General features: G+C 65.5%; 26 protein-coding genes. 16 read left to right on the forward strand and 10 right to left on the reverse strand.

Annotation, left to right across the window (positions count from 1 at the left end):
• Window positions 1-8 precede the first annotated feature (8 nt).
• Both QJT82_RS15000 and ftsY read right to left on the reverse strand, forming a co-directional pair.
• Window positions 9-611 (reverse strand): septation protein A, encoded by a 603-nt coding sequence (locus QJT82_RS15000; RefSeq protein ID WP_028340829.1) that lies wholly within the window; start codon window positions 609-611, stop codon window positions 9-11.
• A 61-nt stretch (window positions 612-672) separates the two neighbouring features.
• Window positions 673-1,620 carry a signal recognition particle-docking protein FtsY gene (gene ftsY / locus QJT82_RS15005; RefSeq protein WP_028340830.1) on the reverse strand — a complete coding sequence of 316 codons (948 nt, stop codon included), beginning with the start codon at window positions 1,618-1,620 and terminating at the stop codon, window positions 673-675.
• Between the two features lie 49 nt (window positions 1,621-1,669).
• Here ftsY and QJT82_RS15010 point away from each other — a divergent pair, with 49 nt between their 5' ends.
• Both QJT82_RS15010 and QJT82_RS15015 read left to right on the forward strand, forming a co-directional pair.
• On the forward strand, window positions 1,670-2,371 hold the full coding sequence (locus tag QJT82_RS15010) for an RNA pseudouridine synthase (protein WP_026192094.1): 702 nt from the start codon (window positions 1,670-1,672) through the stop codon (window positions 2,369-2,371).
• Window positions 2,372-2,476: 105 nt separating this feature from the next.
• Entirely contained in the window at window positions 2,477-3,616 is a 1,140-nt protein-coding gene (locus tag QJT82_RS15015; protein ID WP_028340831.1) for a DUF2336 domain-containing protein, read from the forward strand.
• Window positions 3,617-3,932: 316 nt separating this feature from the next.
• Here QJT82_RS15015 and mtaB read toward each other — a convergent pair whose 3' ends face one another.
• Both mtaB and dapF read right to left on the reverse strand, forming a co-directional pair.
• On the reverse strand, window positions 3,933-5,207 hold the full coding sequence (gene mtaB, locus QJT82_RS15020) for a tRNA (N(6)-L-threonylcarbamoyladenosine(37)-C(2))-methylthiotransferase MtaB (RefSeq protein WP_028340832.1): 1,275 nt from the start codon (window positions 5,205-5,207) through the stop codon (window positions 3,933-3,935).
• An 18-nt stretch (window positions 5,208-5,225) separates the two neighbouring features.
• Entirely contained in the window at window positions 5,226-6,125 is a 900-nt protein-coding gene (gene dapF, locus QJT82_RS15025; RefSeq protein WP_028340833.1) for a diaminopimelate epimerase, read from the reverse strand.
• Between the two features lie 183 nt (window positions 6,126-6,308).
• On the opposite strand from dapF, the gene QJT82_RS15030 reads away from it, so the two are divergent.
• Both QJT82_RS15030 and QJT82_RS15035 read left to right on the forward strand, forming a co-directional pair.
• Window positions 6,309-7,019: a GyrI-like domain-containing protein gene (locus QJT82_RS15030; RefSeq protein WP_028340834.1), complete on the forward strand. Its 711-nt coding sequence runs from the start codon at window positions 6,309-6,311 to the stop codon at window positions 7,017-7,019.
• A 5-nt stretch (window positions 7,020-7,024) separates the two neighbouring features.
• Window positions 7,025-7,780: an SIMPL domain-containing protein gene (locus tag QJT82_RS15035; protein ID WP_028340835.1), complete on the forward strand. Its 756-nt coding sequence runs from the start codon at window positions 7,025-7,027 to the stop codon at window positions 7,778-7,780.
• A 145-nt stretch (window positions 7,781-7,925) separates the two neighbouring features.
• On the opposite strand, the gene QJT82_RS15040 is transcribed toward QJT82_RS15035, so the two are convergent.
• On the reverse strand, window positions 7,926-8,990 hold the full coding sequence (locus tag QJT82_RS15040) for an MBL fold metallo-hydrolase (protein ID WP_028340836.1): 1,065 nt from the start codon (window positions 8,988-8,990) through the stop codon (window positions 7,926-7,928).
• 450 nt (window positions 8,991-9,440) lie between these two features.
• Here QJT82_RS15040 and ffh point away from each other — a divergent pair, with 450 nt between their 5' ends.
• The 3 genes from ffh to rimM all read left to right on the forward strand — a co-directional run bounded on the left by ffh (window position 9,441) and on the right by rimM (window position 12,115).
• Window positions 9,441-10,988, forward strand: a complete 1,548-nt coding sequence (gene ffh, locus QJT82_RS15045; protein WP_028340837.1) for a signal recognition particle protein — start codon at window positions 9,441-9,443, stop codon at window positions 10,986-10,988.
• Window positions 10,989-11,129: 141 nt separating this feature from the next.
• A complete protein-coding gene (gene rpsP, locus QJT82_RS15050) occupies window positions 11,130-11,462 on the forward strand; it encodes a 30S ribosomal protein S16 (RefSeq protein ID WP_028340838.1) in 333 nt (110 codons plus the stop codon).
• Window positions 11,463-11,593: 131 nt separating this feature from the next.
• Window positions 11,594-12,115 (forward strand): ribosome maturation factor RimM, encoded by a 522-nt coding sequence (gene rimM, locus QJT82_RS15055; protein ID WP_028340839.1) that lies wholly within the window; start codon window positions 11,594-11,596, stop codon window positions 12,113-12,115.
• A 13-nt stretch (window positions 12,116-12,128) separates the two neighbouring features.
• Here rimM and gcvA read toward each other — a convergent pair whose 3' ends face one another.
• Entirely contained in the window at window positions 12,129-13,040 is a 912-nt protein-coding gene (gcvA, locus tag QJT82_RS15060; protein ID WP_028340840.1) for a transcriptional regulator GcvA, read from the reverse strand.
• A gap of 172 nt (window positions 13,041-13,212) precedes the next feature.
• Between gcvA and QJT82_RS15065 the strand changes: the two genes are divergently transcribed.
• The 6 genes from QJT82_RS15065 to QJT82_RS15090 all read left to right on the forward strand — a co-directional run bounded on the left by QJT82_RS15065 (window position 13,213) and on the right by QJT82_RS15090 (window position 19,212).
• Complete coding sequence (locus QJT82_RS15065; RefSeq protein WP_028340841.1) at window positions 13,213-14,412, forward strand: MFS transporter; 1,200 nt, start codon at window positions 13,213-13,215, stop codon at window positions 14,410-14,412.
• A gap of 311 nt (window positions 14,413-14,723) precedes the next feature.
• A complete protein-coding gene (locus QJT82_RS15070) occupies window positions 14,724-15,806 on the forward strand; it encodes a zinc-binding alcohol dehydrogenase family protein (RefSeq protein ID WP_028340842.1) in 1,083 nt (360 codons plus the stop codon).
• 9 nt (window positions 15,807-15,815) lie between these two features.
• Window positions 15,816-16,577, forward strand: a complete 762-nt coding sequence (gene trmD / locus QJT82_RS15075; RefSeq protein WP_051447869.1) for a tRNA (guanosine(37)-N1)-methyltransferase TrmD — start codon at window positions 15,816-15,818, stop codon at window positions 16,575-16,577.
• Window positions 16,578-16,686: 109 nt separating this feature from the next.
• On the forward strand, window positions 16,687-17,067 hold the full coding sequence (rplS, locus tag QJT82_RS15080) for a 50S ribosomal protein L19 (protein ID WP_021078824.1): 381 nt from the start codon (window positions 16,687-16,689) through the stop codon (window positions 17,065-17,067).
• A 418-nt stretch (window positions 17,068-17,485) separates the two neighbouring features.
• Window positions 17,486-18,892 (forward strand): 3-isopropylmalate dehydratase large subunit, encoded by a 1,407-nt coding sequence (gene leuC, locus QJT82_RS15085; RefSeq protein ID WP_028340844.1) that lies wholly within the window; start codon window positions 17,486-17,488, stop codon window positions 18,890-18,892.
• 110 nt (window positions 18,893-19,002) lie between these two features.
• Complete coding sequence (locus tag QJT82_RS15090) at window positions 19,003-19,212, forward strand: hypothetical protein (RefSeq protein ID WP_016847629.1); 210 nt, start codon at window positions 19,003-19,005, stop codon at window positions 19,210-19,212.
• A gap of 125 nt (window positions 19,213-19,337) precedes the next feature.
• On the opposite strand, the gene QJT82_RS15095 is transcribed toward QJT82_RS15090, so the two are convergent.
• Window positions 19,338-19,895: a hypothetical protein gene (locus QJT82_RS15095; protein WP_035631601.1), complete on the reverse strand. Its 558-nt coding sequence runs from the start codon at window positions 19,893-19,895 to the stop codon at window positions 19,338-19,340.
• A gap of 157 nt (window positions 19,896-20,052) precedes the next feature.
• Here QJT82_RS15095 and QJT82_RS15100 point away from each other — a divergent pair, with 157 nt between their 5' ends.
• The gene (locus tag QJT82_RS15100) at window positions 20,053-20,346 is read left to right on the forward strand and encodes a DUF1330 domain-containing protein (RefSeq protein ID WP_028340846.1); all 294 of its coding nucleotides are present in this window, start codon (window positions 20,053-20,055) and stop codon (window positions 20,344-20,346) included.
• Between the two features lie 73 nt (window positions 20,347-20,419).
• Here the strand turns inward: QJT82_RS15100 and QJT82_RS15105 are convergent, their stop codons facing one another.
• Both QJT82_RS15105 and QJT82_RS15110 read right to left on the reverse strand, forming a co-directional pair.
• Window positions 20,420-20,758 (reverse strand): hypothetical protein, encoded by a 339-nt coding sequence (locus QJT82_RS15105; RefSeq protein ID WP_028340847.1) that lies wholly within the window; start codon window positions 20,756-20,758, stop codon window positions 20,420-20,422.
• A 127-nt stretch (window positions 20,759-20,885) separates the two neighbouring features.
• Window positions 20,886-21,119: a hypothetical protein gene (locus QJT82_RS15110; protein ID WP_016847632.1), complete on the reverse strand. Its 234-nt coding sequence runs from the start codon at window positions 21,117-21,119 to the stop codon at window positions 20,886-20,888.
• 340 nt (window positions 21,120-21,459) lie between these two features.
• On the opposite strand from QJT82_RS15110, the gene QJT82_RS15115 reads away from it, so the two are divergent.
• Entirely contained in the window at window positions 21,460-21,684 is a 225-nt protein-coding gene (locus QJT82_RS15115) for a hypothetical protein (RefSeq protein ID WP_264641747.1), read from the forward strand.
• Here the strand turns inward: QJT82_RS15115 and QJT82_RS15120 are convergent.
• Window positions 21,681-22,007, reverse strand: coding sequence for a hypothetical protein (locus tag QJT82_RS15120; protein WP_028340849.1), 327 nt, complete (start codon window positions 22,005-22,007; stop codon window positions 21,681-21,683). The genes QJT82_RS15115 and QJT82_RS15120 overlap by 4 nt on opposite strands.
• Window positions 22,008-22,122: 115 nt before the next feature.
• Here QJT82_RS15120 and QJT82_RS15125 point away from each other — a divergent pair, with 115 nt between their 5' ends.
• Window positions 22,123-22,521, forward strand: coding sequence for a metallopeptidase family protein (locus QJT82_RS15125; RefSeq protein ID WP_016847635.1), 399 nt, complete (start codon window positions 22,123-22,125; stop codon window positions 22,519-22,521).
• Window positions 22,522-22,577: the final 56 nt, after the last annotated feature.

Below are 22,577 nucleotides of genomic sequence, written 5' to 3' on the forward strand. Positions count from 1 at the left end.
AGTGCTGATCACCCCTTCCGCACGTCGCCCGCGTCGGCCTCGCTCGCCTCCAGCGAGACCGGCTCGAGGTGATAGCGCTTGGTCAGTGGCATCTGGGCGATGGCGAAGATCATGGTCAGCGGCGTCACGCCGAACACCTTGAAGTTCACCCAGAAATCCGTGGTCTGCGTGCGCCAGACGAGCTCGTTGAGAACCGCCATGCCGGCGAAGAACAGCGCCCAGCGCATGGTGAGGATGCGCCAGCCCTGCGGCGTCAGGTTGAACACCTGGTCGAACATGATGGCGATGAAGGAGCGGCCGAAGAAGAGCCCGCCGCCGAGCACGGCCGCGAACAGGCCATAGATGATGGTCGGCTTGAGCTTGATGAAGGTCTCGTCGTGCAGCACCAGCGTCAGCGTGCCGAACACAAGGACGATCGCGCCGGTCACCAGCGCCATGATCGGCACGTGCTTGGTCACCACATAGGACGCGATCATTGCGGCCACGATCGCCACCATGAACGCGCCGGTCGCGACGAACAGATGGTACTTCGCGTTGGCGATAAAGAACACGAGCAGCGGCCCGAGTTCGGTCGCCAGCTTGAACAGCGGATGCGGCTGGGTCTTGTCCATCAACTCTCTACTTTGATTTGAGGCATGACCCGATCCGAAAACCGGTGTCCACTTTTCGGGGTCATGCCTCGATTCCAGCAATTGCCTTGGCAAAATCCTTCGCCGTGAAGGGCGCGAGGTCCTCGACGCCTTCGCCGACGCCGATGAAATGCACCGGCAGCTTGTGCTTCTCCGACAGCGCGACAAGGATGCCGCCGCGCGCCGTGCCGTCAAGCTTGGTCATCACGAGCCCGGTGACGCCTGCCGTACGATGAAACGCCTCGACTTGCGACAACGCATTTTGTCCCACCGTGGCGTCGAGCACGAGCAGCACCGCGTGCGGCGCCGACGCATCGACCTTCCTGATGACGCGCACGACCTTTTCCAGCTCGTTCATCAGCTCGGATTTGTTCTGCAGGCGGCCGGCGGTGTCGATCAGCAGCACGTCGCGCGCCTGCTCCTTGGCCGCGGTCAGCGCGCTGAAGGCAAGGCTCGCCGAATCCGAGCCCTGGGCGCCTGATATCACCGGCGACTTGGTGCGCTCGCCCCAGACCTTGAGCTGCTCGATCGCCGCGGCGCGGAAGGTATCGCCGGCGGCCAGCATGACCTTGCGGCCCTCTGCGGAAAATTTCGCCGCCAGCTTGCCGATCGTCGTGGTCTTGCCGGAGCCGTTGACGCCGACCACCAGGATGACGAACGGCTTTTTCGCGGCATCGATCTCGAGCGGCTTTGCCACCGGCGACAGCACCTTCTCGACCTCGGTCGCGACCACGTCCTTGACCTCGTCGGCCGAGATCGCCTTGTCGTAGCGCCCCTTGCCGACAGCCTCGGCAATGCGGACCGCGACATCGGTACCGAGATCGGCGCGCAGCAGCACATCCTCGATGTCATCGAGCATGGCCGAATCGAGCTTGCGCTTGGTGACGAGGTCGGCGACCGCGGTCCCGATCGAACTCGAGGTCCGCTTCAGGCCGCCTTTCAGCCGCTGCCACCAGCTCTGTTTTGGAGTTCCCGCAGTGGTATCGTTCATGGCGCGGCTGTGTTAGCCGTTTCGCACTCCAAACGAAAGTCTCGACGAATTGATCGATGTTCCCCAATTAACCGCGGAAGAAATCCTGGGCCGCGTGCTCCACCGCGACGGGCTGATGCTGGTGATCGACAAGCCGGCCGGCCTGCCGGTGCATCGCGGCCCGAAGGGCGGGCCCAATCTGGAGGCCTCGTTCGACGCGTTGCGGTTCGGCCTGCCGCGGCCGCCGGTGCTGGCGCATCGGCTTGACAAGGACACGTCCGGCTGCCTCGTCCTGGGACGCCACCGCAAGGCAACCGCCTCGCTCGGGCTGTTGTTCAAGCACAGCAAGATCTCGAAGACCTATTGGACCGTGGTCGAGGGCGGCCCCGCCGAGGACGAAGGCACCATCGACATGCCGCTCGGCCGGCTCAACGCCGAGCGCGGCTGGTGGCAGAAGCCGGACCCGGATGGCCAGAAGGCGATCACCAACTGGAAGGTGCTGGGGCGTGGCGACGGCCTCACCTGGCTCGCGATGGAGCCGGTCACCGGCCGCACCCATCAGCTGCGGGTGCATTCGGCGGCGATGGGCTGGCCGATCGTCGGCGACAATATCTATGGCAACGGTCCGCGCTTCGGCGAACCGACCTTGCATCTGCATTCCCGCGAGATCGGCATCCCGATCTCCAGGAACAAGGACCCGGTGCATGTGGTCGCGCCGGCGCCCGAACACATGCGGGAGCGACTCAAGGCCTGCGGCTGGAACGGGCAGTAGCCTCCGTGATTTTACGGAGAATTATCCTTTACGGAACATTCAGGTCGATCGGATAGTCCTGCAGGCGGCTTAGAAAAAGCGCGCCGCGACGGCTCAGGACGAGCAATGCTGAATGATGGGCAGGCAATTGTCGACGAGGTCGAGGCTGCGATACGCGCCGGCTCCGCCGATAAATGCCTGGCCACGGCAAGGCGCGTCACCAGCCTTTTCCTCGCATCCGCCGGCAAGTTCAACAGCGAACAGATCGAGCTGTTCGACAACGTGCTCGAGCGTCTGGTGAAGACCATCGAGCTGCGCGCGCTCGCCGACATCAGCGCCCGGATGGCGCTCACCGACATCAGCGAGCAGCTTGCACCGGTCGCCCAGGCACCGCCCGCGATCATTCGTCGTCTCGCCAGCAATGACGAGATCAGGATCGCGCGGCCGATCCTGCAGGAATCGTCGCGGCTCAGCGCGGACGACCTGGTCGAGATCGCACGGACCAAGAGCGAGCAGCATCTGCTCGCCGTCGCCGGCCGCTGGTGGCTGAAGGAGGTCGTCACGGACGCGCTTCTGGCGCGTCGCTTCGCGAGCGTGAGCCACCGCCTGGTCAGCAATCCCGGCGCCAAAGTATCGCCGGGCGGGTTTGCCGTCATCCTCGCACAGGCCGAGCACGATCCGGTGCTTGCGGTGCAGACCGGGATCCGCGCCGATCTGCCCTCGGAGCTCCGTCTTCAGCTGCTGCACGACGCAACGGGAGAGGTTCGCGCCCGTTTGCTGGAACGCGCGCCGGCACATCTGTTCGAGGAAATCCGCAATGCGATCGCCGCGGTCGCCGCCGGCGTCGAGCGCGACATGGCCCGGGTTCGCGACTTCGCCGCGGCCAGGCGTCACATCGCAAAGCTGAAGGACGCCGGCGATCTCAACGAGGCCGCCCTGCTCGGCCTCGCCAGACAGCGGATGTATGAAGAAACGATCGTTGCGCTGGCCGACCTTGCGCATGCAAGCATCGAGGTGATCCGTCCCCTGATGCAAAGCCTCCGCAGCGAAGGTCTGCTGGTGCCCTGCCGGGTCGCGGGGCTCAGCTGGGAGACAACGGCCGCGGTGATGGAATGCCGCTATTCGACCGGATCGATGGGGCCGGTCGAGCTCGCCAACGCCAGGAGCCAGTTCACGCGATTGACGCACGCCAACGCCGACCGCCTGCTGCGGTTCTGGCAGGTCCGCGCGTCACAGCCGGCAAAGCCCGGCCATCGCAGTCGTTGATGATCTCGCGCGACGATTCCGATTTGACCGGTCAAGCAATGTATTCGGTGCCACCACCCGCGCATGCGGGTGATCCAGCATTCCAGCGACACCGATTCGTCGCGCGACTTTCTCCGCACACTCCACCGTCGTCCCGGCCTAGTGCGCAATTGCGCACGGGGGGCCGGGACGACAGTGAATATATAGCGCGGCCGGTGAGTCATACCTACTGAGTCAATACCTACCGAGTCATAACTGCGCGCTCTCGCGACATGATCTGTCCGATCCAGCGCGTCCTGACTTGCAAGGCTGACGGAGATGGAGCGGGATGAGCGTCTCAGCGGTCCTGTGCAACGAGGCGCGTGCCATCGCGACCGGTCACTGTCAGCCGCCGCACCGCGCCGGGCACATCATCGTTGATTGCGACCGGCAGGAAGTGCTCGGTGCGGCCCTGCGTGCCGCTTTCGATCAGCACCTCGCGCGTCGCGCCGACTTCTGCATCAAGCCGGCGCAGCAGCGCGCCTTCGCCTGCCGTGCGCAGCCGCCTGGCGCGCTCCTTGATCGCGCCGCCCTCGACCTGCGGCATCCGCGCGGCCGGCGTGCCCGGACGCCGCGAATAGGGAAACACGTGCAGGAAGGTGAGATCGCATTCCTCGACCAGGTCGAGCGAGCGCGCGAACATCTCCTCGGTCTCGGTCGGGAAGCCCGCGATGATGTCGGCGCCGAGAGCGATGTCCGGCCGCAGCCGGCGGACCTGCGCGCAGAAATCGATCGCGTCCTGGCGTAAATGCCGGCGCTTCATCCGCTTCAGGATCATGTCATCACCGGACTGCAACGACAGATGCAGATGCGGCATCAGCCGCGCATCGTCGGCAATGACATCGAGCAGGTCGCGATCCGCCTCGATCGAATCGATCGACGAGATGCGCAGCCGCTTCAGCTCGTGCACATGGCGCAGGATCTGCCGGGTCAACTGGCCGAGTTTCGGCGCGCCGGGCAGGTCGGCGCCATAGCTCGTGAGATCGACGCCGGTCAGCACGATCTCGGCATGGCCGCGCTCGACCAGCGCGCGGACCTGATCGACCACCGCACCCATCGGCACCGAGCGCGAATTGCCGCGGCCGTAGGGGATGATGCAGAAGGTGCAGCGATGATCGCAGCCGTTCTGCACCTGAACGAACACCCGCGGCAGGCCGCGCTCGAAGCCGTCGAGCAGATGCGGCGCCATCTCGGTCACCGACATGATGTCGGCGACCGCGACCTTTTCGCTCGCGTCGATGCCGAACGGCGCCTCGAACGCGTCGCGTGTCGCGCGCCACGCGTCGCCGCGCATCTTCTCGTCATTGCCGATGACGCGGTCGACCTCGGCCATCTCGGCGAACATCTGGCTTTGCGTCTGCGCCGCACAGCCGGTGACGACGATGCGCGCATGCGGGCGTTCGCGTTTCAACTTGCGGATCGACTGCCGCGCCTGCGCCACCGCCTCGTTGGTGACGGCGCAACTGTTGATGACGATCGCATCAGTAAGACCCGCCTGCTCCGCCTCGCGGCGGATCACCTCGGATTCAAATGAATTGAGGCGGCAGCCAAAGGTGACGACATCGACGCCCATAACCGATCTCACGCCCGATCAAGCGACGCTGGCGAACAGCGCCGGATCGAAGCGGCCCTCATATTCGAAATCGGCGGTGCCGGTCATCAGCACGTGATCGTCGCGCTCGCGCCACTCGATGCCGAGCTTGCCGCCGGGCAGCGTGATCTCGACGCTGCGATTGGCACGCTTCAGCCGCGCCGCCGCAACCGCCGTCGCGCAGGCCGCCGAGCCGCATGCTTTGGTGAGGCCGGCGCCGCGCTCCCAGGTGCGGATCGTGATGTGGTCGCGATCGACGATATGGGCGAGCGTGATGTTGGCGCGCTCCGGAAAGATCGGATGGTTTTCCAGCAGCGGCCCGAAACGCTCGAGGTCGTAGGCATTGACGTCATCGACCCAGAAGATCCCATGCGGATTGCCCATCGAGACCACCGAGGGCGAATGCAACACCGGATTGTCGATCGGCCCGACCTGCAGCTCGATGTAGCGGGTGTCGCGAAATTCCTCAGCCAGCGGAATGTCCTGCCAGCCGAACTTCGGCGCGCCCATGTCGACGGTGTAGAGATCGGGCGCCGGCCCCCGCCAGCAATTGAGCAGGCCGGCGCGGGTCTGGAACGTCGCTGATGTCTGGCCGGTCTTCTCGAAGACCCGCCGCACCACGCAGCGCATGCCGTTGCCGCAGGCCCCTGCCTCCGAGCCGTCATTGTTGTAGATCGAGATGAACGCTTCGGTGCCGTCGAGCCGCGGCGGCTGCAGCACCATCAGCTGGTCGTAGGGCACGCCGCCCGCCGGCGAAGCCACGGCGCGCGCCTCCGCCGCCGAGACCTGTGCCCGACCTTGTGCCAGACCTTGTGCCTCTGAATCGCGCAGGTCGACGACGACGATCTCGTTGCCGATGCCGTTCATCTTGGCGAATGCGTGATTGGCGAGCGCGCTCATCGATTTTCCCAAATTCTGCCCGGTTATATGGCGAGTGATGGCCCGTTAGCCAGCCTGAATAGCCCCATGACACATCTGTCATGGGACGAATGCAGAACTTGCGTGTTAGGAATATCGCACCTCGCGGACCGCGCGCCGGGACAAATCGAGCGGCCGTTTGAGGCAGGGGATGGAGAATAACCAATGAACCGTATCAACACGCTCCGCGCGGCCCTGGTCGCGCTGCTGCCCTTGGCCGCGATCGCACTGGCAAGCCCGGCCCCCGCCCAGTCGCCGTCAGCCTCACCCGCTCCCGCGGCGAGCCCGAGCCCAACCCCGGCGCCTGCACCATCGGCGACGCCGGTGCCCCCGCCGGCCGAGACCAAGTCGCCGGCCGACAGCCCGGCCGCAGCGCAGACCCCAGCGCCGGCGCCGGCCGCCCCGGTGCAGACCGCCGATCCCTTCGGCGAGCCGTTCACGCTGGAGCCGAAGAAGGTCGTGATGCTGAAAGGCACGGCCAATTGGGATTCCGCCTTCGACGCCCTGATCGAGGCGTTCAAGCAGCTCACCGCGCTGCTCGACAAGGACGGCGTCAAGGCAGCGGGCAATCCGATGATCGTCTACACCTCGACCGACGACACCGGCTTCACCTTCATCGCCGAGATCCCGGTCGATCAGGACGTCAAGAACCTCGGCAAGAACATGAGCATGGGCAATTCGCCTGATGGCAAGGCGCTGAAGTTCGTCCACCGCGGTTCCTACGACAACATGGACAACACCTATGAGGCGATCACCAATCACCTCGACGACAAGAAGCTCGAAGCCAAGGACACCTTTATCGAGGAATACATCACCGATCCGCTGAAGACCGCGGAGGACAAGCTTGTGATCAACGTCTACGTACCCCTGAAGTGAGCCAGATGACCCATCGCCTCCCCTTTGGCCTCCCCCTTGGCCTCCCCTTCGGCCTCCCCCTCGCCGCTACCCTGATCGCGACCACGCTGCTGGCTGCGCCCGTACTGGCCAATGACGACTTTCCGCCGGCGATTTCGGTCACCGGCGAGGCGACCGTGTCGGCGCCGCCCGACCAGGCGCAGCTCGACGCCGGCGTCACCACCGACGCCAAGACCGCACGCGAAGCCGCCGAAGCCAACAATGTGACGATGGGCAAGGTGCTGGCCGCGCTGAAGGGCGCCGGGATCGCAGAGAAAGACTTTCAGACCTCGCGGCTGTCGCTGCAGCCGCAATTCGCGAGCCGCACACCGTCGTCGCCGAACGCCCCGCCCAGCATCGTCGGTTACCACGCGAGCAATCGCGTCACGATCAGGCTGCACGATGTGAGCAAGGTCGCCAGCGTCATCGACGTGCTGGTCGGCGCCGGCGCCAACGATATCGGCGGGCTCAATTTCTCGGTGTCGCAGGCCTCGAAGCTGCTCGACGACGCCCGCGAGAAGGCGATCGCCGACGCCCGCCGCAAGGCCGAGATCTACGCCAAGGCCGCCGGCGTCACGCTCGGCGCGCCCGTGAATATCGCGGAGGTCGGCTCGGCGCCGGTACCGGTGTTCCGTCCCAAGATGGCCACGGCCGGCTTCGCCGCGCCGACGCCGGTGGCGCAGGGCGAGGAAACGCTGACGGTCAATGTGAGCGTCTCCTGGGCGATCAAGGAGAAACAATAAATCCCGCTGTCGTCCCTGCGAAAGCAGGGACCCATAACCACCGTTTCGAATTGTAGAGGCAAGCTGGGGCCACAGCATCGCGCAACATTTTGCATTTGTGGTTATGGGTCCCGGGTCGCGCTTCGCTTGCCCGGGACGACACCTTCTAAATCTCGAACACCTGCCCGGGCTTCAACGTCAGAAACTTTTCGCGCGGGACCTTGGCTGCGTCGAGCGCTTCGCCAAGCGCGATCGCGGGCGCGTCGATTGCCTCGTCGGTCAACTGGAATGTGCCGTGGTGATGCGCCAGCGCTTGCGCCGCGCCGCAATCGGCCAGCGCCTTCACCGCATCCTCCGGGTTCATGTGCTGGTCGCGCATGAACCAGCGCGGCTCATAGGCGCCGATCGGCAGGATCGCGAGCCTGAGCGGGCCATGCGCCTCGGCCACCCGGCGGAAATGCCCCCCGTCGCCGTAGCCGGAATCGCCGACGATGTAGAGCTTGCCGGCCGGCGTCTCCAAAACAAAACTCGCCCACAGCGCCTTGTTGCGATCGAACAGCCCGCGCGCGGACCAGTGCCGCGTCGGAACCAGTGTCGCGGCAAGGCCATTGGCGAGCTCGACGCGCTGATGCCAGTCGAACGCCTCGGCTTTGATCGCGGCATCGGATTCGCGCATCGTGACGTCGTTGCCGAGCGGCGTGATCACCCGCGGACCAAATGCACCAGCAAGTTTCGACAGCGTCGCGACGTCGAGATGGTCGTAATGACCGTGCGACACCAGCACGACATCAATCCTGGGGAGTTTCTCGAATGCGATGCCGGGATCGTTGTGCCGCTTCGGCCCGGCGAAGCTGAACGGTGAGGCACGCATCGACCAGACCGGATCGAACAGGATGTTGAGGCCCGCGGCCTGGATCAGCCAGCTGGCATGACCGACGAAACAGAGCCGCACCTTGTCGCCCTCGACGCGGGGCGGCGGCGTATCGGCATGGGGGCTTGGCGCCCATTCCGGCCAGATCGCGCGCTGCCGGCCGCCCCCGAACTGCCAGCGCAGCACCTCACCAAGCGATTTCGGCGGCGAGCCGTCCGGATCGAAGAAGTGCAGGCCGTCGAAATGATCGGAGACGGGGCCGTCGTAGGTTTTCATGTAGGTCATCCAGATCGAGGGCACGCCGATCGCCGCGGCGGCTCCGGTCAAGGTTGCAAGAAGGCGGCGGCGGGTGATCAGCACGCGGGTTCCGGAATAGGAGGCAGGCTCCGGTTATATGGGTGGCAGCGGTGAATTCGGAACCAAGGCGGCAAATCGACGTGATTTCAGGACCTTACTGTCCAGGCTGAGCGGATTTCAGCGAAACTTTCCTTGACTTTGCCGCCCCGGCGGCGTTTAACGCGGCCACTTTCTCGGAAAGCTCCGTCTTTTCGACCCGCCGACTGGTCCTAGAGGCCAGAGGTCAACGCCCGACAGCGCGATGCGCCCTCGGGCGCGAAAGTGTTTGGACCATCGTCTTGGCACGGTGCCGAGGCAAACTATCTGGTCATCACCCGCGAAAGCGGGTGATCCAGTATCCCAGAGGCACCTCGGATTGAACCGGGAGGCCGCGGCGTACTGGATACCCCGCTTTCGCGGGGTATGACGAGAAACGGGTGACCGCGCTTACGGGCGCAACGAAGGACAACGGCATTGTTCGACAATCTGTCGGAACGGCTTGGTGGCATTCTCGATCGTCTGACGGGGCGCGGTGCGCTGACCGAAAAGGACGTCGATGCCGCGATGCGCGAGGTGCGCCGCGCGCTGCTCGAGGCCGACGTCGCGCTCGAGGTGGTCCGCAGTTTCATCGACCGGGTCCGCGAGCAGGCGATCGGCGCCACCGTCGTCAAGTCGGTGACGCCGGGCCAGATGGTGGTGAAGATCGTCCATGACGAACTCGTCGCCACGCTCGGCTCCGACGGCCAGACCATCGACATCAACTCCGTGCCGCCGGTGCCGATCATGATGGTCGGCCTGCAAGGCTCCGGTAAGACCACCACCACCGCGAAGCTCGCGCGCCGCATGGTCCAGCGCGACAAGCGCAAGGTGCTGATGGCCTCGCTCGACGTCTACCGCCCGGCGGCGATGGAGCAGCTCGCGGTGCTCGGCCGCGACCTCGACATTCCGACGCTGCCGATCGTCGCCGGCCAGATGCCGCCGCAGATCGCGAAGCGCGCGCTCGAAGCAGGCAAGCTCGGCGGCTACGACGTCGTGCTGCTCGACACCGCCGGCCGCACCACGCTCGACGAAGACATGATGAAGGAGGCGGCCGACATCAAAGCCGCCGCCAACCCGCATGAAGTGTTGCTGGTCGCGGATAGCCTCACCGGCCAGGACGCGGTCAACCTCGCGCGCTCGTTCGATGAGCGCGTCGGCCTCACCGGCATCGTGCTGACGCGCGTCGACGGTGACGGCCGCGGCGGCGCGGCGCTGTCGATGCGCGCCGTCACCGGCAAGCCGATCAAGCTGATCGGCACCGGCGAAAAGACCGACGCGCTGGAAGACTTCCATCCGAGCCGCATCGCCGGCCGCATCCTCGGCATGGGCGACGTGGTCTCGCTGGTCGAGAAGGCCGCCGCCAATATCGACGCCGAGAAGGCCGCGCGCACCGCGGAGCGGATGCGCAAGGGTCAGTTCGACCTCAACGACATGCGCGAACAGCTGCAGCAGATGGCCAATATGGGCGGCATCGGCGGCCTGATGGGCATGATGCCCGGCATCTCCAAGATGAAGAACCAGATCGCGGCGGCCGGCATCGACGACAAGATCCTGAAGCGCCAGGTCGCGATCATCGATTCGATGACGCGGCAGGAGCGCAAGAACCCGGACATCCTGAAGGCGAGCCGCAAGAAGCGCATCGCGGCGGGTGCCGGCCAGAGCGTCGAGCACGTCAACAAGCTCTTGAAGATGCATCGGAACATGGCCGACATGATGAAGGCCATGGGAAGCGGCAAGCGCGGCCCGCTCGCCGGCATCGCGCAGGCGATGGGCTTCGGCGGCGGCATGAAGCCGCCCTCGGCCGAGGAGATGAAGGCGCTCGCTGAAAAGATGCAAGGCGGCGCCGGCGGCGGTCTGCCCAATCTGCCGAAGGATTTGCCGGCCGGCCTGCGCGGCGGCCTGCCGAACGTGCCGGGCCTGACTGGCCTTTCCGGCAAGCCGACGCTGCCGGGCCTCGGCGGCTTCCCGGGCAAGAAGAAATGACCCTCTTTCGTCATTGCGAGGCGCAGCGAAGCAATCCATCTCACCGCGCGCGGAGACATGGATTGCTTCGTCGCTTCGCTCCTCGCAATGACGGCGTAACTGACCAACACAGACTTTGAACCAACACTGAAGGAGAACTGAATGTCCGTTGTTATCCGCCTCGCTCGCGCAGGCACCAAGAAGCGTCCGGTCTATCACGTCGTCGTCGCCGACTCGCGCTTCCCGCGCGATGGCCGCTTCATCGAGCGTCTCGGCCACTTCAACCCGCTGCTGCCGAAGGACAACGAGTCGCGCCTGAAGCTCGACATGGACAAGGTGAAGGCCTGGCTCGCCAAGGGCGCGCAGCCGTCGGATCGCGTGACCCGCTTCCTCGACGCCGCCGGCGTCGTCAAGCGCACCGCGCGCAACAACCCCGAGAAGGCTGTGCCGCGCAAGGAGCGCAAGGCGCAGGCCGAAGCCGCCGCCAAGGCTTAAGGTACCAAGACGATGACCTCGGCCTCGTGCTTCGAGACGCACGGCATTCGCCGTGCTCCTCAGCATGAGGGTCTCTCACCTCATCCTGAGGAGCGGCGTCTTCGCCGCGTCTCGAAGGATAAGGCCCGCTGATGCCGTCCCTCGTCTGTGTCGCCCGTATCGGCGCTGCGCATGGCGTGCGCGGCGCCATCAGGCTTTGGACCTTCACCGAAGATCCGCTGGCCGTGAAGGACTACGGCCCGCTGATGACCAAGGACGGCACGCGTCAGTTCGAGGTCACGCATGCGCGCGAGGCCAAGGACCATCTGGTGGTGACGCTGAAGGGCGTCGCCAGCCGCGATGATGCCGAACGGCTCAACGGCCTCGAGCTCTACGTTCCGCGCGACCGGCTGCCGGACACCGACGACGGCGAATACTACCACACCGATTTGATCGGGCTCGCCGCGGTGACGACGACGGAGCAGCCGCTCGGCAAGGTGATCGCGATCCATAATTTCGGCGCCGGCGACATCATCGAGATCGCCCCGCCGCAGGGAGCGACGATGCTGCTGCCGTTCACCAATGCCGTGGTGCCGACCGTCGATCTCGACGGCGGCCGCGTGGTGATCGACCTGCCCAAGGAGATCGACGGTGACGATCCGTCGGCCACCTGATCAAGAATAACTTTCAGCCTGTCATCCGGCCCTGCTGCTCGAGCCAGTCGCAGAACACCGCGCTGTGCGGATCGTTGCTGCGGCCCGCCGGAAAATACGCGAAGTAGCTCCGCGCCGGCAGGCTGACGTCCGGAAACGGCGTCACCAGGCGCCCGGCCGCGAGATCGTCCGCGATCAGCGCGGTCGGTCCCATCGCAACGCCAAGCCCATCGAGCGCGGCCTGGATCGTCAGATAGAAATGATCGAAGGTCAGCGCGGCCGCCGGCTCCAGCGCGGATTGCCCGGCCTCGGTGAGCCAGTCGCGCCACAGCCGCGGCATCGACGTGACATGCAGCAGCGTGTGCCTGGAGAGATCCGCGATCTCATTGAGCGGCAGCTGCGCTGATAGCGACGGACTGCACACCGGCAATCTCCGCTCCGACACCAGGAAGCGCGACGAGAAGCCGTGGAAGGTGTCGGGGCCACCGCGGATCACGACGTCGAATGATTCAGGCAGCGCGTCCACCGGATCGTTCGACGTGCTCAGGCGCACCTCGATATCGGGATGCTCGGCGCGAAACCGGCTCATCCGCGGCAGCAGCCAGCGCAGGCTGAAGGTCGCGAGCGCATTGACGCGCAGCACCGCGACCGCTGCATCGCCGCGCCGCTCGCGATGCTGCTGCACGGCGGCCGAAATCCGGTCAAGCGCGGGCGCGAACTCCGCTAGCAATGCCGCGCCTGCCGGCGTCAGCACCACGCGCCGCACCGATCGCCGAAACAACGACGGTGCGCCCAGCCATTCCTCGAGCAGGCGGATCTGCTGACTGACCGCGCCATGGGTCACACTGAGCTCGGCGGCGGCCTCCTTGAAGCTGCCGAGCCGCGCGGCGGCCTCGAAGGCGCGGACCGCATTGAGCGGTGGCAGGCTGCGACGTGGGATGAACATGATCCCTCAAGACAAGATTTTCTAACGTATGATCCGATTATTACTGATTTGTGACAACAGCCTTGGCGGCGCATACTGCCACGCAAGCCACTTACATAGCTTTCTTTTTTTGAGGTCCACTCCTGATGCTCGCCCGTCCCAACTTTAGATTTTCTTGCACTGGAGGGCGGCAATGAGTGTATCGGCTGAAACCGGCGCGACGCGGCCCGACCGTGCCCGGTCAACCCGCACCCTGACCGTGACCGGGCTCAACCACGCCCTCCACGACGGCTACACCGACGTCATCTACGTGCTGCTGCCGGTCTGGCAGGCCGAATTCGCGCTGAGCTACGGCCTGCTGGCGCTGCTGCGCGGGCTCTATGCCGGCGCCATGGCCGGACTGCAGATCCCGGTCGGACGCATCGCGGAGCGGATCGACGGCAAGGCCATCCTGATCGCGGGCACGGCGCTGTCGGCGCTCGGCTACGCGTTTGCCGGATTCTCCGGCGGTGTCATTGGTCTCGGCCTCGCGCTCGCGCTCTCCGGCGCGGGGTCGAGCACGCAGCATCCGATCGCTTCATCAGCGGTGTCGCGTGCCTATGGCACGGCGGCGCGCGCGCCGCTCGGCATCTACAATTTCTCCGGCGATCTCGGCAAGGCGGCGATCCCGGCCCTGACCTCGATCCTGCTGGTGATCATGTCGTGGCGGCACACGCTGCTCGTGCTCGCTTTCGCAGGCTTACTCGTCGCGGTCTGCATCGCGCTCTGGATGCCGTCGGTCGGCAAGGGCGCCGAGCACAAGGCGACATCAGCATCGCGCGGCGCCAGCACAGGCCGCGGCTTTCACTGGCTGCTCGCGATCGGAATTCTCGACACCGCGGTCAGAATGGGCTTTCTCACCTTCCTGCCGTTCCTGTTGCGCGACAAGGGCGCCTCGCTGCCGACCAACGGCCTTGCGCTGGCGCTGGTCTTCATCGGCGGCGCCGCGGGAAAATTCACCTGCGGCTGGCTCGGCGAGCGGGTCGGCACGCTGCGCACCGTGCTGATCACCGAAGGTGGCACGGCGGCGCTGATCGTCGCGGTGCTGGCGCTGCCGCTCGCACCGGCGATCGTGCTGCTGCCGCTGCTCGGCGTGATGCTCAACGGCACGTCATCGGTGCTTTACGGCACCGTGCCCGAGCTCACCCCCGCGCACCAGACCGAGCGCGCCTTCGCGCTGTTCTATACCGGCACGATCGGATCGGGCGCGATCGCGCCGGTGCTCTACGGCCTGCTTGGCGACGCGCTCGGTCCGACGCTCGCGACGGCGGCGACCGCGCTCACAGCGCTGGCGATCTGTCCGCTGGCAGTGGCGCTCGCGCGGCATCTCGCCGAGAATCCGAAGGCGGCGTGACGCATAGTTATTTGCCGAATTCCGTAGCCCGGATGAAGCGCAGCGAAATCCGGGACCGCTCTCACCGCGGATAGCCCGCTCCCGGATTTCGCTGCGCTCCATCCGGGCTACATGTCCTCACTTCTCCTTCCCCCTGAAAGGGGGAAGGTCGGGATGGGGGTCCAGCCGCGGGCGATGCAAGCGGACAGAGCTGATCCCCACCCGCTTTGCTCTTGCGAGCAAAGCGACCTCCCCTTTTCAAGGGGAGGTTGGAGCGGATTGCGCTTCGCTCCATCCGGGCTACCTAAGCAATGGTGCCACGGAGGATGATAATGACAAGCACGCACAAGGCCTGGCGGCTGCACGCCCACAATGATCTGCGCTTCGAGGATGTCGCGACGCCGAAGCCCGCGCCCGATGGCGTCGTGGTGCGGATCGAGGCCGGCATGGTGCTGTCCTATACCAACAAGCTTTTGTCGGGCGCGCTGCCCTACAGCCTGCCGCCGATGCCGTTCGTGCCGGGCACCAATGCGATCGCACGCGTCGTCGCCGCGGGCGACAACGTCACCCATGTGCGGAACGGCGACCGCGTGTTCCTCAGCCCGCATCTGCGCGGCGACGTGCCGGATCGCGATCCGCCGCAGATCCTGATCGGCCTTACCGCGACGGTGACGACGCCGGAAGCGCTCGCCTTGCAGACGCGCTGGCGCGACGGTGTGTTCGCGGAGATCGCGCACTGGCCGGCCGCCTGCGTCACGCCGCTTGCCAATCTCGACGACAAGCCGGCCACCGAATTGATCGGGCTCGCAAAACTGATTGTGCCGTTCGGCGGATTGCAGCGCTCCGGCCTGCGCGGCGGCCAGACCATCATCATCAACGGCGCGACCGGCTATTTCGGTTCGGGCGGTGTGATGCTCGCGGTCGCGATGGGCGCGGGCCGCGTCGTTGCGGTCGGACGCAAAGCGGCCGCGCTCGAGCAATTGCGCGATGCGTTCGGCCCGCGCGTCATTCCCGCCGTCGTCAGCGGCGATGCCGCAGCCGACCTTGCGGTCATCCGCCGCGCCGCCGGCGGCAGCGCCGATGTCGCGCTCGATTTGCTCGGCGCCGCCAAGAGCACGTCGACCACACTGTCCTCTCTGCGCGCGCTCAGGCGTGGCGGCCGGATGGTGCTGATGGGCAGCGCCGAGGTGCCGCTCGAGCTCTCGTTTCGCGAGATGCTGGCGAATGACTGGGAGGTGGTCGGGCAATTCATGTACGACCGCACGGCACCAGGCCAGCTCGCCGGCCTCGCCGCCGAAGGCCTGCTGGACCTGCGCAAGATCAACGTCGCGACCTTCGCGCTCGCCGACTTCCGCCGCGCGGTGGATGCGGCCGCGATGATGCAGAGCCTCGACCTCACGGCCGTGGTGCCGTAACCAGAGGCCATGACATCGCAAGAGACCCCAGCCCAGGCGACACCATGGCGCGCCACCGTGCTGACCCTGTTCCCGGACATGTTTCCGGGGCCGCTCGGCGTGAGCCTCGCCGGCAAGGCGCTGGCTGGCGGACTCTGGGCGCTGGAAGCGCGCGACATCCGGGCCTCGGCCACCGACAAGCACCGCAGCGTCGACGACACGCCGGCCGGCGGCGGTCCGGGCATGGTGCTGCGGGCCGATGTGCTGGCGGCGGCGATCGACGCCGCCGATATCGCGCCTGACCGCCCGCGCCTTCTGATGAGCCCGCGGGGTCGGCCATTGGGCCAGGCCCAGGTCGCGGAGCTTGCGGCCGGCCCCGGCCCCCTGATCGTCTGCGGCCGCTTCGAGGGCATCGACCAGCGGGTGATCGAGGCGCGGGGCCTCGAGGAGGTCTCGATCGGCGATTATGTGCTGTCCGGCGGCGAAATCGCCGCGATGGCCCTGATCGACGCCTGCGTCCGCCTGTTGCCGGGGGTGATGGGCAAGCAGGCCTCGGGAACCGAGGAAAGTTTTTCCGAGGGATTACTGGAATACCCCCAATACACCCGCCCGCAGGAGTTCGAGGGCAAGCCAATCCCGGAAATCCTGATTTCCGGCGATCACGCCAAGGTCGCGGCCTGGCGGCTGGCCCAGTCCGAGGCCCTGACGGCGGCCCGGCGGCCCGATCTCTGGGCCCGCAAGGCGGGCCAAAAAGCCACTCGGCGAGGGACAAAAAACAAGACAGACGGGTGACAAACCCTGCGCTTTGCCTTATACGGGCGGCCAAATCCGCACCCGCGCAGGATAGATGGACGTTTGCGCAGCCCGCGAAAGGCTGGGCGCGCCGCCGATGGAGATTTCAATGAACCTGATTCAGCAGCTCGAAAAAGAGCAGTTCGACAAGCTCGCCGCCACCAAGACTATCCCGGAATTCGGACCCGGCGACACCGTCATCGTCAACGTGAAGGTGGTCGAAGGCGAGCGCACCCGCGTGCAGGCCTATGAGGGCGTTTGCATCGGTCGTTCCGGCCAGGGCCTCAACGAGAGCTTCACCGTGCGCAAGATCTCCTACGGCGAAGGCGTCGAGCGCGTCTTCCCGGTGATGTCGCCGATGATCGACTCGATCAAGGTCGTGCGTCGCGGCAAGGTTCGTCGCGCCAAGCTCTATTACCTGCGCAACCTGCGCGGCAAGTCGGCCCGCATCGTCGAGAAGCAGGACCGTCAGACCGCCGTCGGCGAGTAACGTTTCCCTTCATAGCGTTTTCGAGCGAAGTGGGGACCGGTTCGCGTCAAGAAAACGCGTCAAACGACAACCTGATGTGACCAAAAGCGCGGGGCCTGCCCCGCGCTTTTTTGTTGCTGCATACCTATCTGGCGTGCAGGCCCGCGCATGGATCGATTGTCGCGGGCGCGAGCCCTGTGTTAGAAATTTAGAATGGTTCCGGATCAAGCAAGCCAGCGCTGTCCAAGTCAGACCTGCAACCGCGTCGTGATCGATGATCGCTCGCGGCTGCCCGGCCGCTTCTTCGGGCGCTTTGCGACGTCGGCAACGTCAGAGCTTAGACCCGCAGCGTAACGCTGCCTGGACGCTTTCGCCTGTCCGCGCGCTTAAGACGCGCTCATGCCATTCCACCACTGAATTTCTTCTGGAGCTGAAGCTCATGTCCAAACCGACCACGCTGTACGACAAGATCTGGAACGACCATCTGGTCCACGAGGCCGAGGACGGCACCTGCCTGCTCTATATCGATCGCCATCTGGTGCACGAGGTGACCTCGCCGCAGGCGTTCGAAGGCCTGCGCGCCGCCGGACGCAAGGTGCACGCGCCGGAGAAGACGCTCGCCGTCGTCGACCACAACATCCCGACCACCGATCGCTCGAAGCCGAACCCCGATCCGGAAAGCATCGAGCAGATGCGGGTGATGGCGGAGAACGCCAAGGAATTCGGCATCGAGTATTACAACGAGTTCGACAAGCGTCAGGGCATCGTCCACGTCATCGGCCCGGAGCAGGGTTTTACGCTGCCCGGCACCACCATCGTCTGCGGTGACAGCCACACCTCGACGCATGGCGCGTTCGGCGCGCTCGCGCACGGCATCGGCACCTCCGAGGTCGAGCATGTGCTGGCGACGCAGACGCTGATCCAGAAGAAGGCCAAGAACATGCGCGCGATCGTCGACGGCAAGTTGCCCGACGGCGTGACCGGCAAGGACATCATCCTGGCGATCATCGGCGAGATCGGCACCGCCGGCGGCACCGGCTACGTGCTGGAATATGCCGGCGAGGCGATCCGTGCGCTCTCGATGGAAGGCCGCATGACGGTCTGCAACATGTCGATCGAAGGCGGCGCGCGCGCCGGCCTGGTTGCGCCCGACCAGAAGGCGTTCGACTTCCTGCGCGGCCGCCCGAAGGCCCCGAAGGGCGCCGCCTGGGACGCCGCGATGCGCTACTGGGAGACGCTGCGCTCCGACGAGGGCGCGCATTTCGACCACGAGATCCGGCTCGATGCGGCCAAGCTGCCGCCGATCGTCACCTGGGGTACGAGCCCTGAGGACGTCATCTCAGTGACCGGCTTCGTGCCCGATCCCGACAAGATCGCCGATGAGGCCAAGCGCATCTCCAAGCATCGCGCGCTGAAATATATGGGCCTGTCCGCCGGCACGAAGATCACCGACATCAAGCTCGACCGCGTCTTCATCGGCTCCTGCACCAACGGCCGCATCGAGGACCTGCGCGCCGCTGCGAAGATCGCCGAGGGCAAGACCGTCAACGCCAACGTCAACGCGATGATCGTGCCGGGCTCGGGCATCGTGAAGGAGCAGGCGGAAGCCGAAGGCCTCGACAAGATCTTCATTGCGGCCGGCTTCGACTGGCGCGAGCCGGGCTGCTCGATGTGCCTTGCGATGAACCCGGACAAGCTGAAGCCGGAAGAGCGCTGCGCCTCGACCTCGAACCGCAACTTCGAGGGCCGCCAGGGCTTCAAGGGCCGCACCCATCTGGTCTCGCCCGCGATGGCCGCGGCCGCCGCGATCGCCGGACACTTCGTCGACGTCCGCGACTGGCGGTAAGGTACGCGCGGGTTTCGTCTCAAGCTCGAGTCGTTTCGGAAACGGCTCGTTAACGGGGCGCACGCACACTGCCTCCTTGCGAAAACGAGCCTTCGCAAGGAGCGCGTGCCGTGGCCGATAAACCCGAATTCGTCGACATGATCAGCGACGCGACGCGCCAGAAGCGCCGTCGTGCAGTAGCGCGCATCATCGATCCGCTTCCCGAGGTGAAGGAAACCTCGCGCCTCAGCCACTGGCCGCCGGAGCGCTGGACGCAATGGCGGATGGAAAACCTGACGCCGTGGAAGATAAAGTCCTGGAAGCTGAAGAACTGGGATTAGCGCTTCTTGCTTGACGCGGTTTCTTCACGCCAACCGGCGTCCACTTCGCTCGAACACGCTCTGGCGCGCAAAGAGAGTGACCCGACAAGACGGGCGCCGTGAGGCGCCCGCTGTCGTTTCAGGCTTTACCAATAGACCCGGTACGGCCGCCAGTGGTGGCGGTGGTGCCAATACGGCCGGCAGATCCGGCGCGGCCCGTAATAGGTCCAGACCACCCGGCAACGGCGGTGATGATAGTAGGCCGGGTAATAGTAGGACGATCCGTAGAAGAAGCGCCGGTGATGGAAGTGCCGGCGATAATAGGGCCGATAGCCGTAGCGGTAACCGCCGCCATAGAAGCGGTGATAACCGCCATAATGGCGATGGAAGCCGGCATGGCGATAGCCGCCATGGAACGCCGGTGCGGCGCGGAAGCCGCCACCATGGAAGCCGCGGAACCCACCGCCGTGAAACCCGCCGCCGCGGAAGCCACCACCATGAAAACCTCCGCCGCCGTGGCCACCGCCGTGCCGGACCTGGGTCGTCATGGCATCGGCCACAGACTTTGCTGCGGGCGCGGCGCCCGGGCTCACCAGCGATAGCGCTTCGGCGCGCTGCTGCGAGGCTACCGACAATGCGAGGACCGCGGCCGCCGCAACGCCGAGACGACGCACCAATCCGCGCCGCAAATAGCTCTCCCTCATCTCTGAACCTCCCTGACAACGGCAACGAGCACCACGCTGCATGGCAGCCGGCTTCATTGCGTTCATTGCAGTCGCTCCCGGCATGACGCTAGAAACCGCTGACTGAATGCGCCATGAACGCGCAAAACGCTGCGACGAAACGTCCGGGAGAACGTCAGTGACTGTCTATGTGATCGTGCAACTCAAGATGACCGATCGCGCCGCCTATGATCGGTATCAGGCGCGCTTCTTCGACGTGTTCAGGAAGTTCAACGGACGCCTGCTGTCGGCCGACGAACAGCCCGCGGTGCTCGAGGGCAGCTGGGATCGCGACAAGCTGGTGCTGATGTCGTTCCCTGACGAAGCCGCATTCCGCGCCTGGTCGGAGTCGCCCGAATATGTCGAGATCTCGAAGGATCGCAAGGCGGGTGCGCAGGGCATTGTGCTGCTGGCGAGGGGCTTCGCGCCCTGAGGCGGGCGGAGCAGCTCCGATCGGAGCTGCTCTCTCGTTGCAGCGCTGATCGCGCCCAGCGCGACGGCGCGCATTACCAGAACGGGCCGAACCCGAAGCCGAAGGTGAATGGCGCCGGCGCGGCATATGGGTACGGCCGATAGTAATAGGGCCTCCCGTAATAATAGGAGCCGTACGGCCGATAATGGGAATAGGGCCGGTAGTACGGCCGGTAATAGGGACGGTAGCCGTGGTGATAGTGGCGACGGTGGTAGTGGTGATGATGGCGTTGCGCGCTGATATCAGTCGCCTTGCCTGCTTGCCGCTGTGGTGCCGCGGCCTGCGGCTTGGCTGATGCCGCGGCGGTTGCCGATGCCGGCGCTGTCAACGCGAATGCACAAGCGACAGCCGCAACACCGATCCATCTCATCATGATCAACTCCTGCAGATTGCGATTGATATCATCTCGCGTGAGCGAATCTGCCGGTTTGATGGCTGAGAACGACAACAGGCCCGCTGCTCACGGGCCTGTGTCTCATCTGCGCTGATACGCCGCGCGATCAACGGCGCCAGTGGCGACGATGCCCCCAGCCGCGGTGATGTCCGCGATGCCAGCCACGATGCCAGCCGCGCCCGCCCCAGCGTACCTGCGTGGTCGTCTGGTTCGCGTTGTCCTGAACCGTTGCGGCTGTGCCCGGCGTGGCGAGCGACATCGCGCTTGCACGCTCGGCCGGCGCCGCCAACACCAACACGGCACCGACGGCCGCCAGTCCCAGAACCTTCATCGCCTTCATGAATTGTCTCCTTGATCCCTTTAAGTCACGTCTTGCAACGAACGATCAGATCTTGCTTTGACGCGTTTTCGTCACGCGAGCCGACGTCCATCCCGCTTCACGTGCGGGACAGGCTCCGCTGGAAAACGCTTGAGCTTTCGAATCGACCCCCGTTGCCGCGACGCAGATCGCAAGCAGAATGCGGACGACGTGAATGGGAAGTGAATAACTGCGCCACGATCATGAATGCTGCGAGCGCGCTTCAGGTTCCGCCACAGCCGCAGGATTTTTCGTGTCGATGCGTAAATCCGGCATAGACTATGGTCGCATGTTGTGAGGTGCCTCTCGCAGGACATCGCCAATGGCACAACAAGGCCCGCGCAAATGGTTGGCACTCGGCGCAGCAGCGCTCGGCGGTTCCATCATTTCAATCGATGTCGCGCTCGCCTCGCAAGGACCGAGCGGCGGCATGGGCACCGCATGCCATCGCACGCGGATGCTGATGGCGGCGGTGGTCTATGGGACGACAGGATTGATCGCGGCTGTTGCGATGATCGGCGCAACGCGCCGACATACGCGTAACTAGCCCGGCCGCCAGAAGCAGTTCATGCGCGGCGTGATCACGGTACCGCTCGGCCGGTGCTCCTGCACATAGGTCGCGGTGCAGTCGCGGACGGCGTTCGGACCGGGATTGTAGCGCGGGATGACATCGGGTTCCCAATGATCGGGCCGGGACCGGTAGATCGGCACACGCTTCAGCCGGCGGCGCTCGACGACGCGCTCGCGCACGACCGGTGCCGCCTGCCCGACGCGCGCCTCAGCTGCCGCGCTCTGTGCCTGCGCCTCCGTCGCCGGGAGCGAGAGCCCGACTGCTACAGCCAACGACGCTGCCGCCACGATCCGTTTCATTACGCCCACCCAAGCTCGATTCTTGAGCCCCATTCGTGGGCGGCACGGTCTCCCATTGCGCCGCCAAGGTCAACTGCGCTGGCGCCGCCGATGGCACTCGCGCTAAAGGAGTGTCATGTGGACCACAGAAAAAGCCCCCTCGCTCGCCGAGATGGAGGCCATGGCGCACGAGGTTTTCGAGCGCCTGCCCAAGACGTTCCGGGCCCTCTGCGAGGGCCTGATCATCCGCGTCGATGATTTCCCGACCGACGAGGTGCTCGACGAGATGCAGGCCGAGAGCGAGTTCGACCTGCTCGGCCTGTTTCAGGGCATCGGCCTGCCGCAGCAGAGCCATAGCGACGTGGCCCGGCTGCCCAACCTGGTCTGGCTGTACCGCCGGCCGATCCTGGATTACTGGGCGGAGCACGACGAGACCCTCGGCCACATCGTCCGCCACGTGCTGATCCATGAGATCGGGCACCATTTCGGCCTCTCCGACGCCGATATGGAGGCGATTGAGGCCGATGCGGGCTAGCCCTGCAGAAATGGCCCTTTTACCGCTGTCACATTCGCGATAAACATCCGGCCGAT

This window comes from Bradyrhizobium sp. Mp19, from assembly GCF_029952935.1.
GTDB classification, from domain to species: domain Bacteria; phylum Pseudomonadota; class Alphaproteobacteria; order Rhizobiales; family Xanthobacteraceae; genus Bradyrhizobium; species Bradyrhizobium elkanii.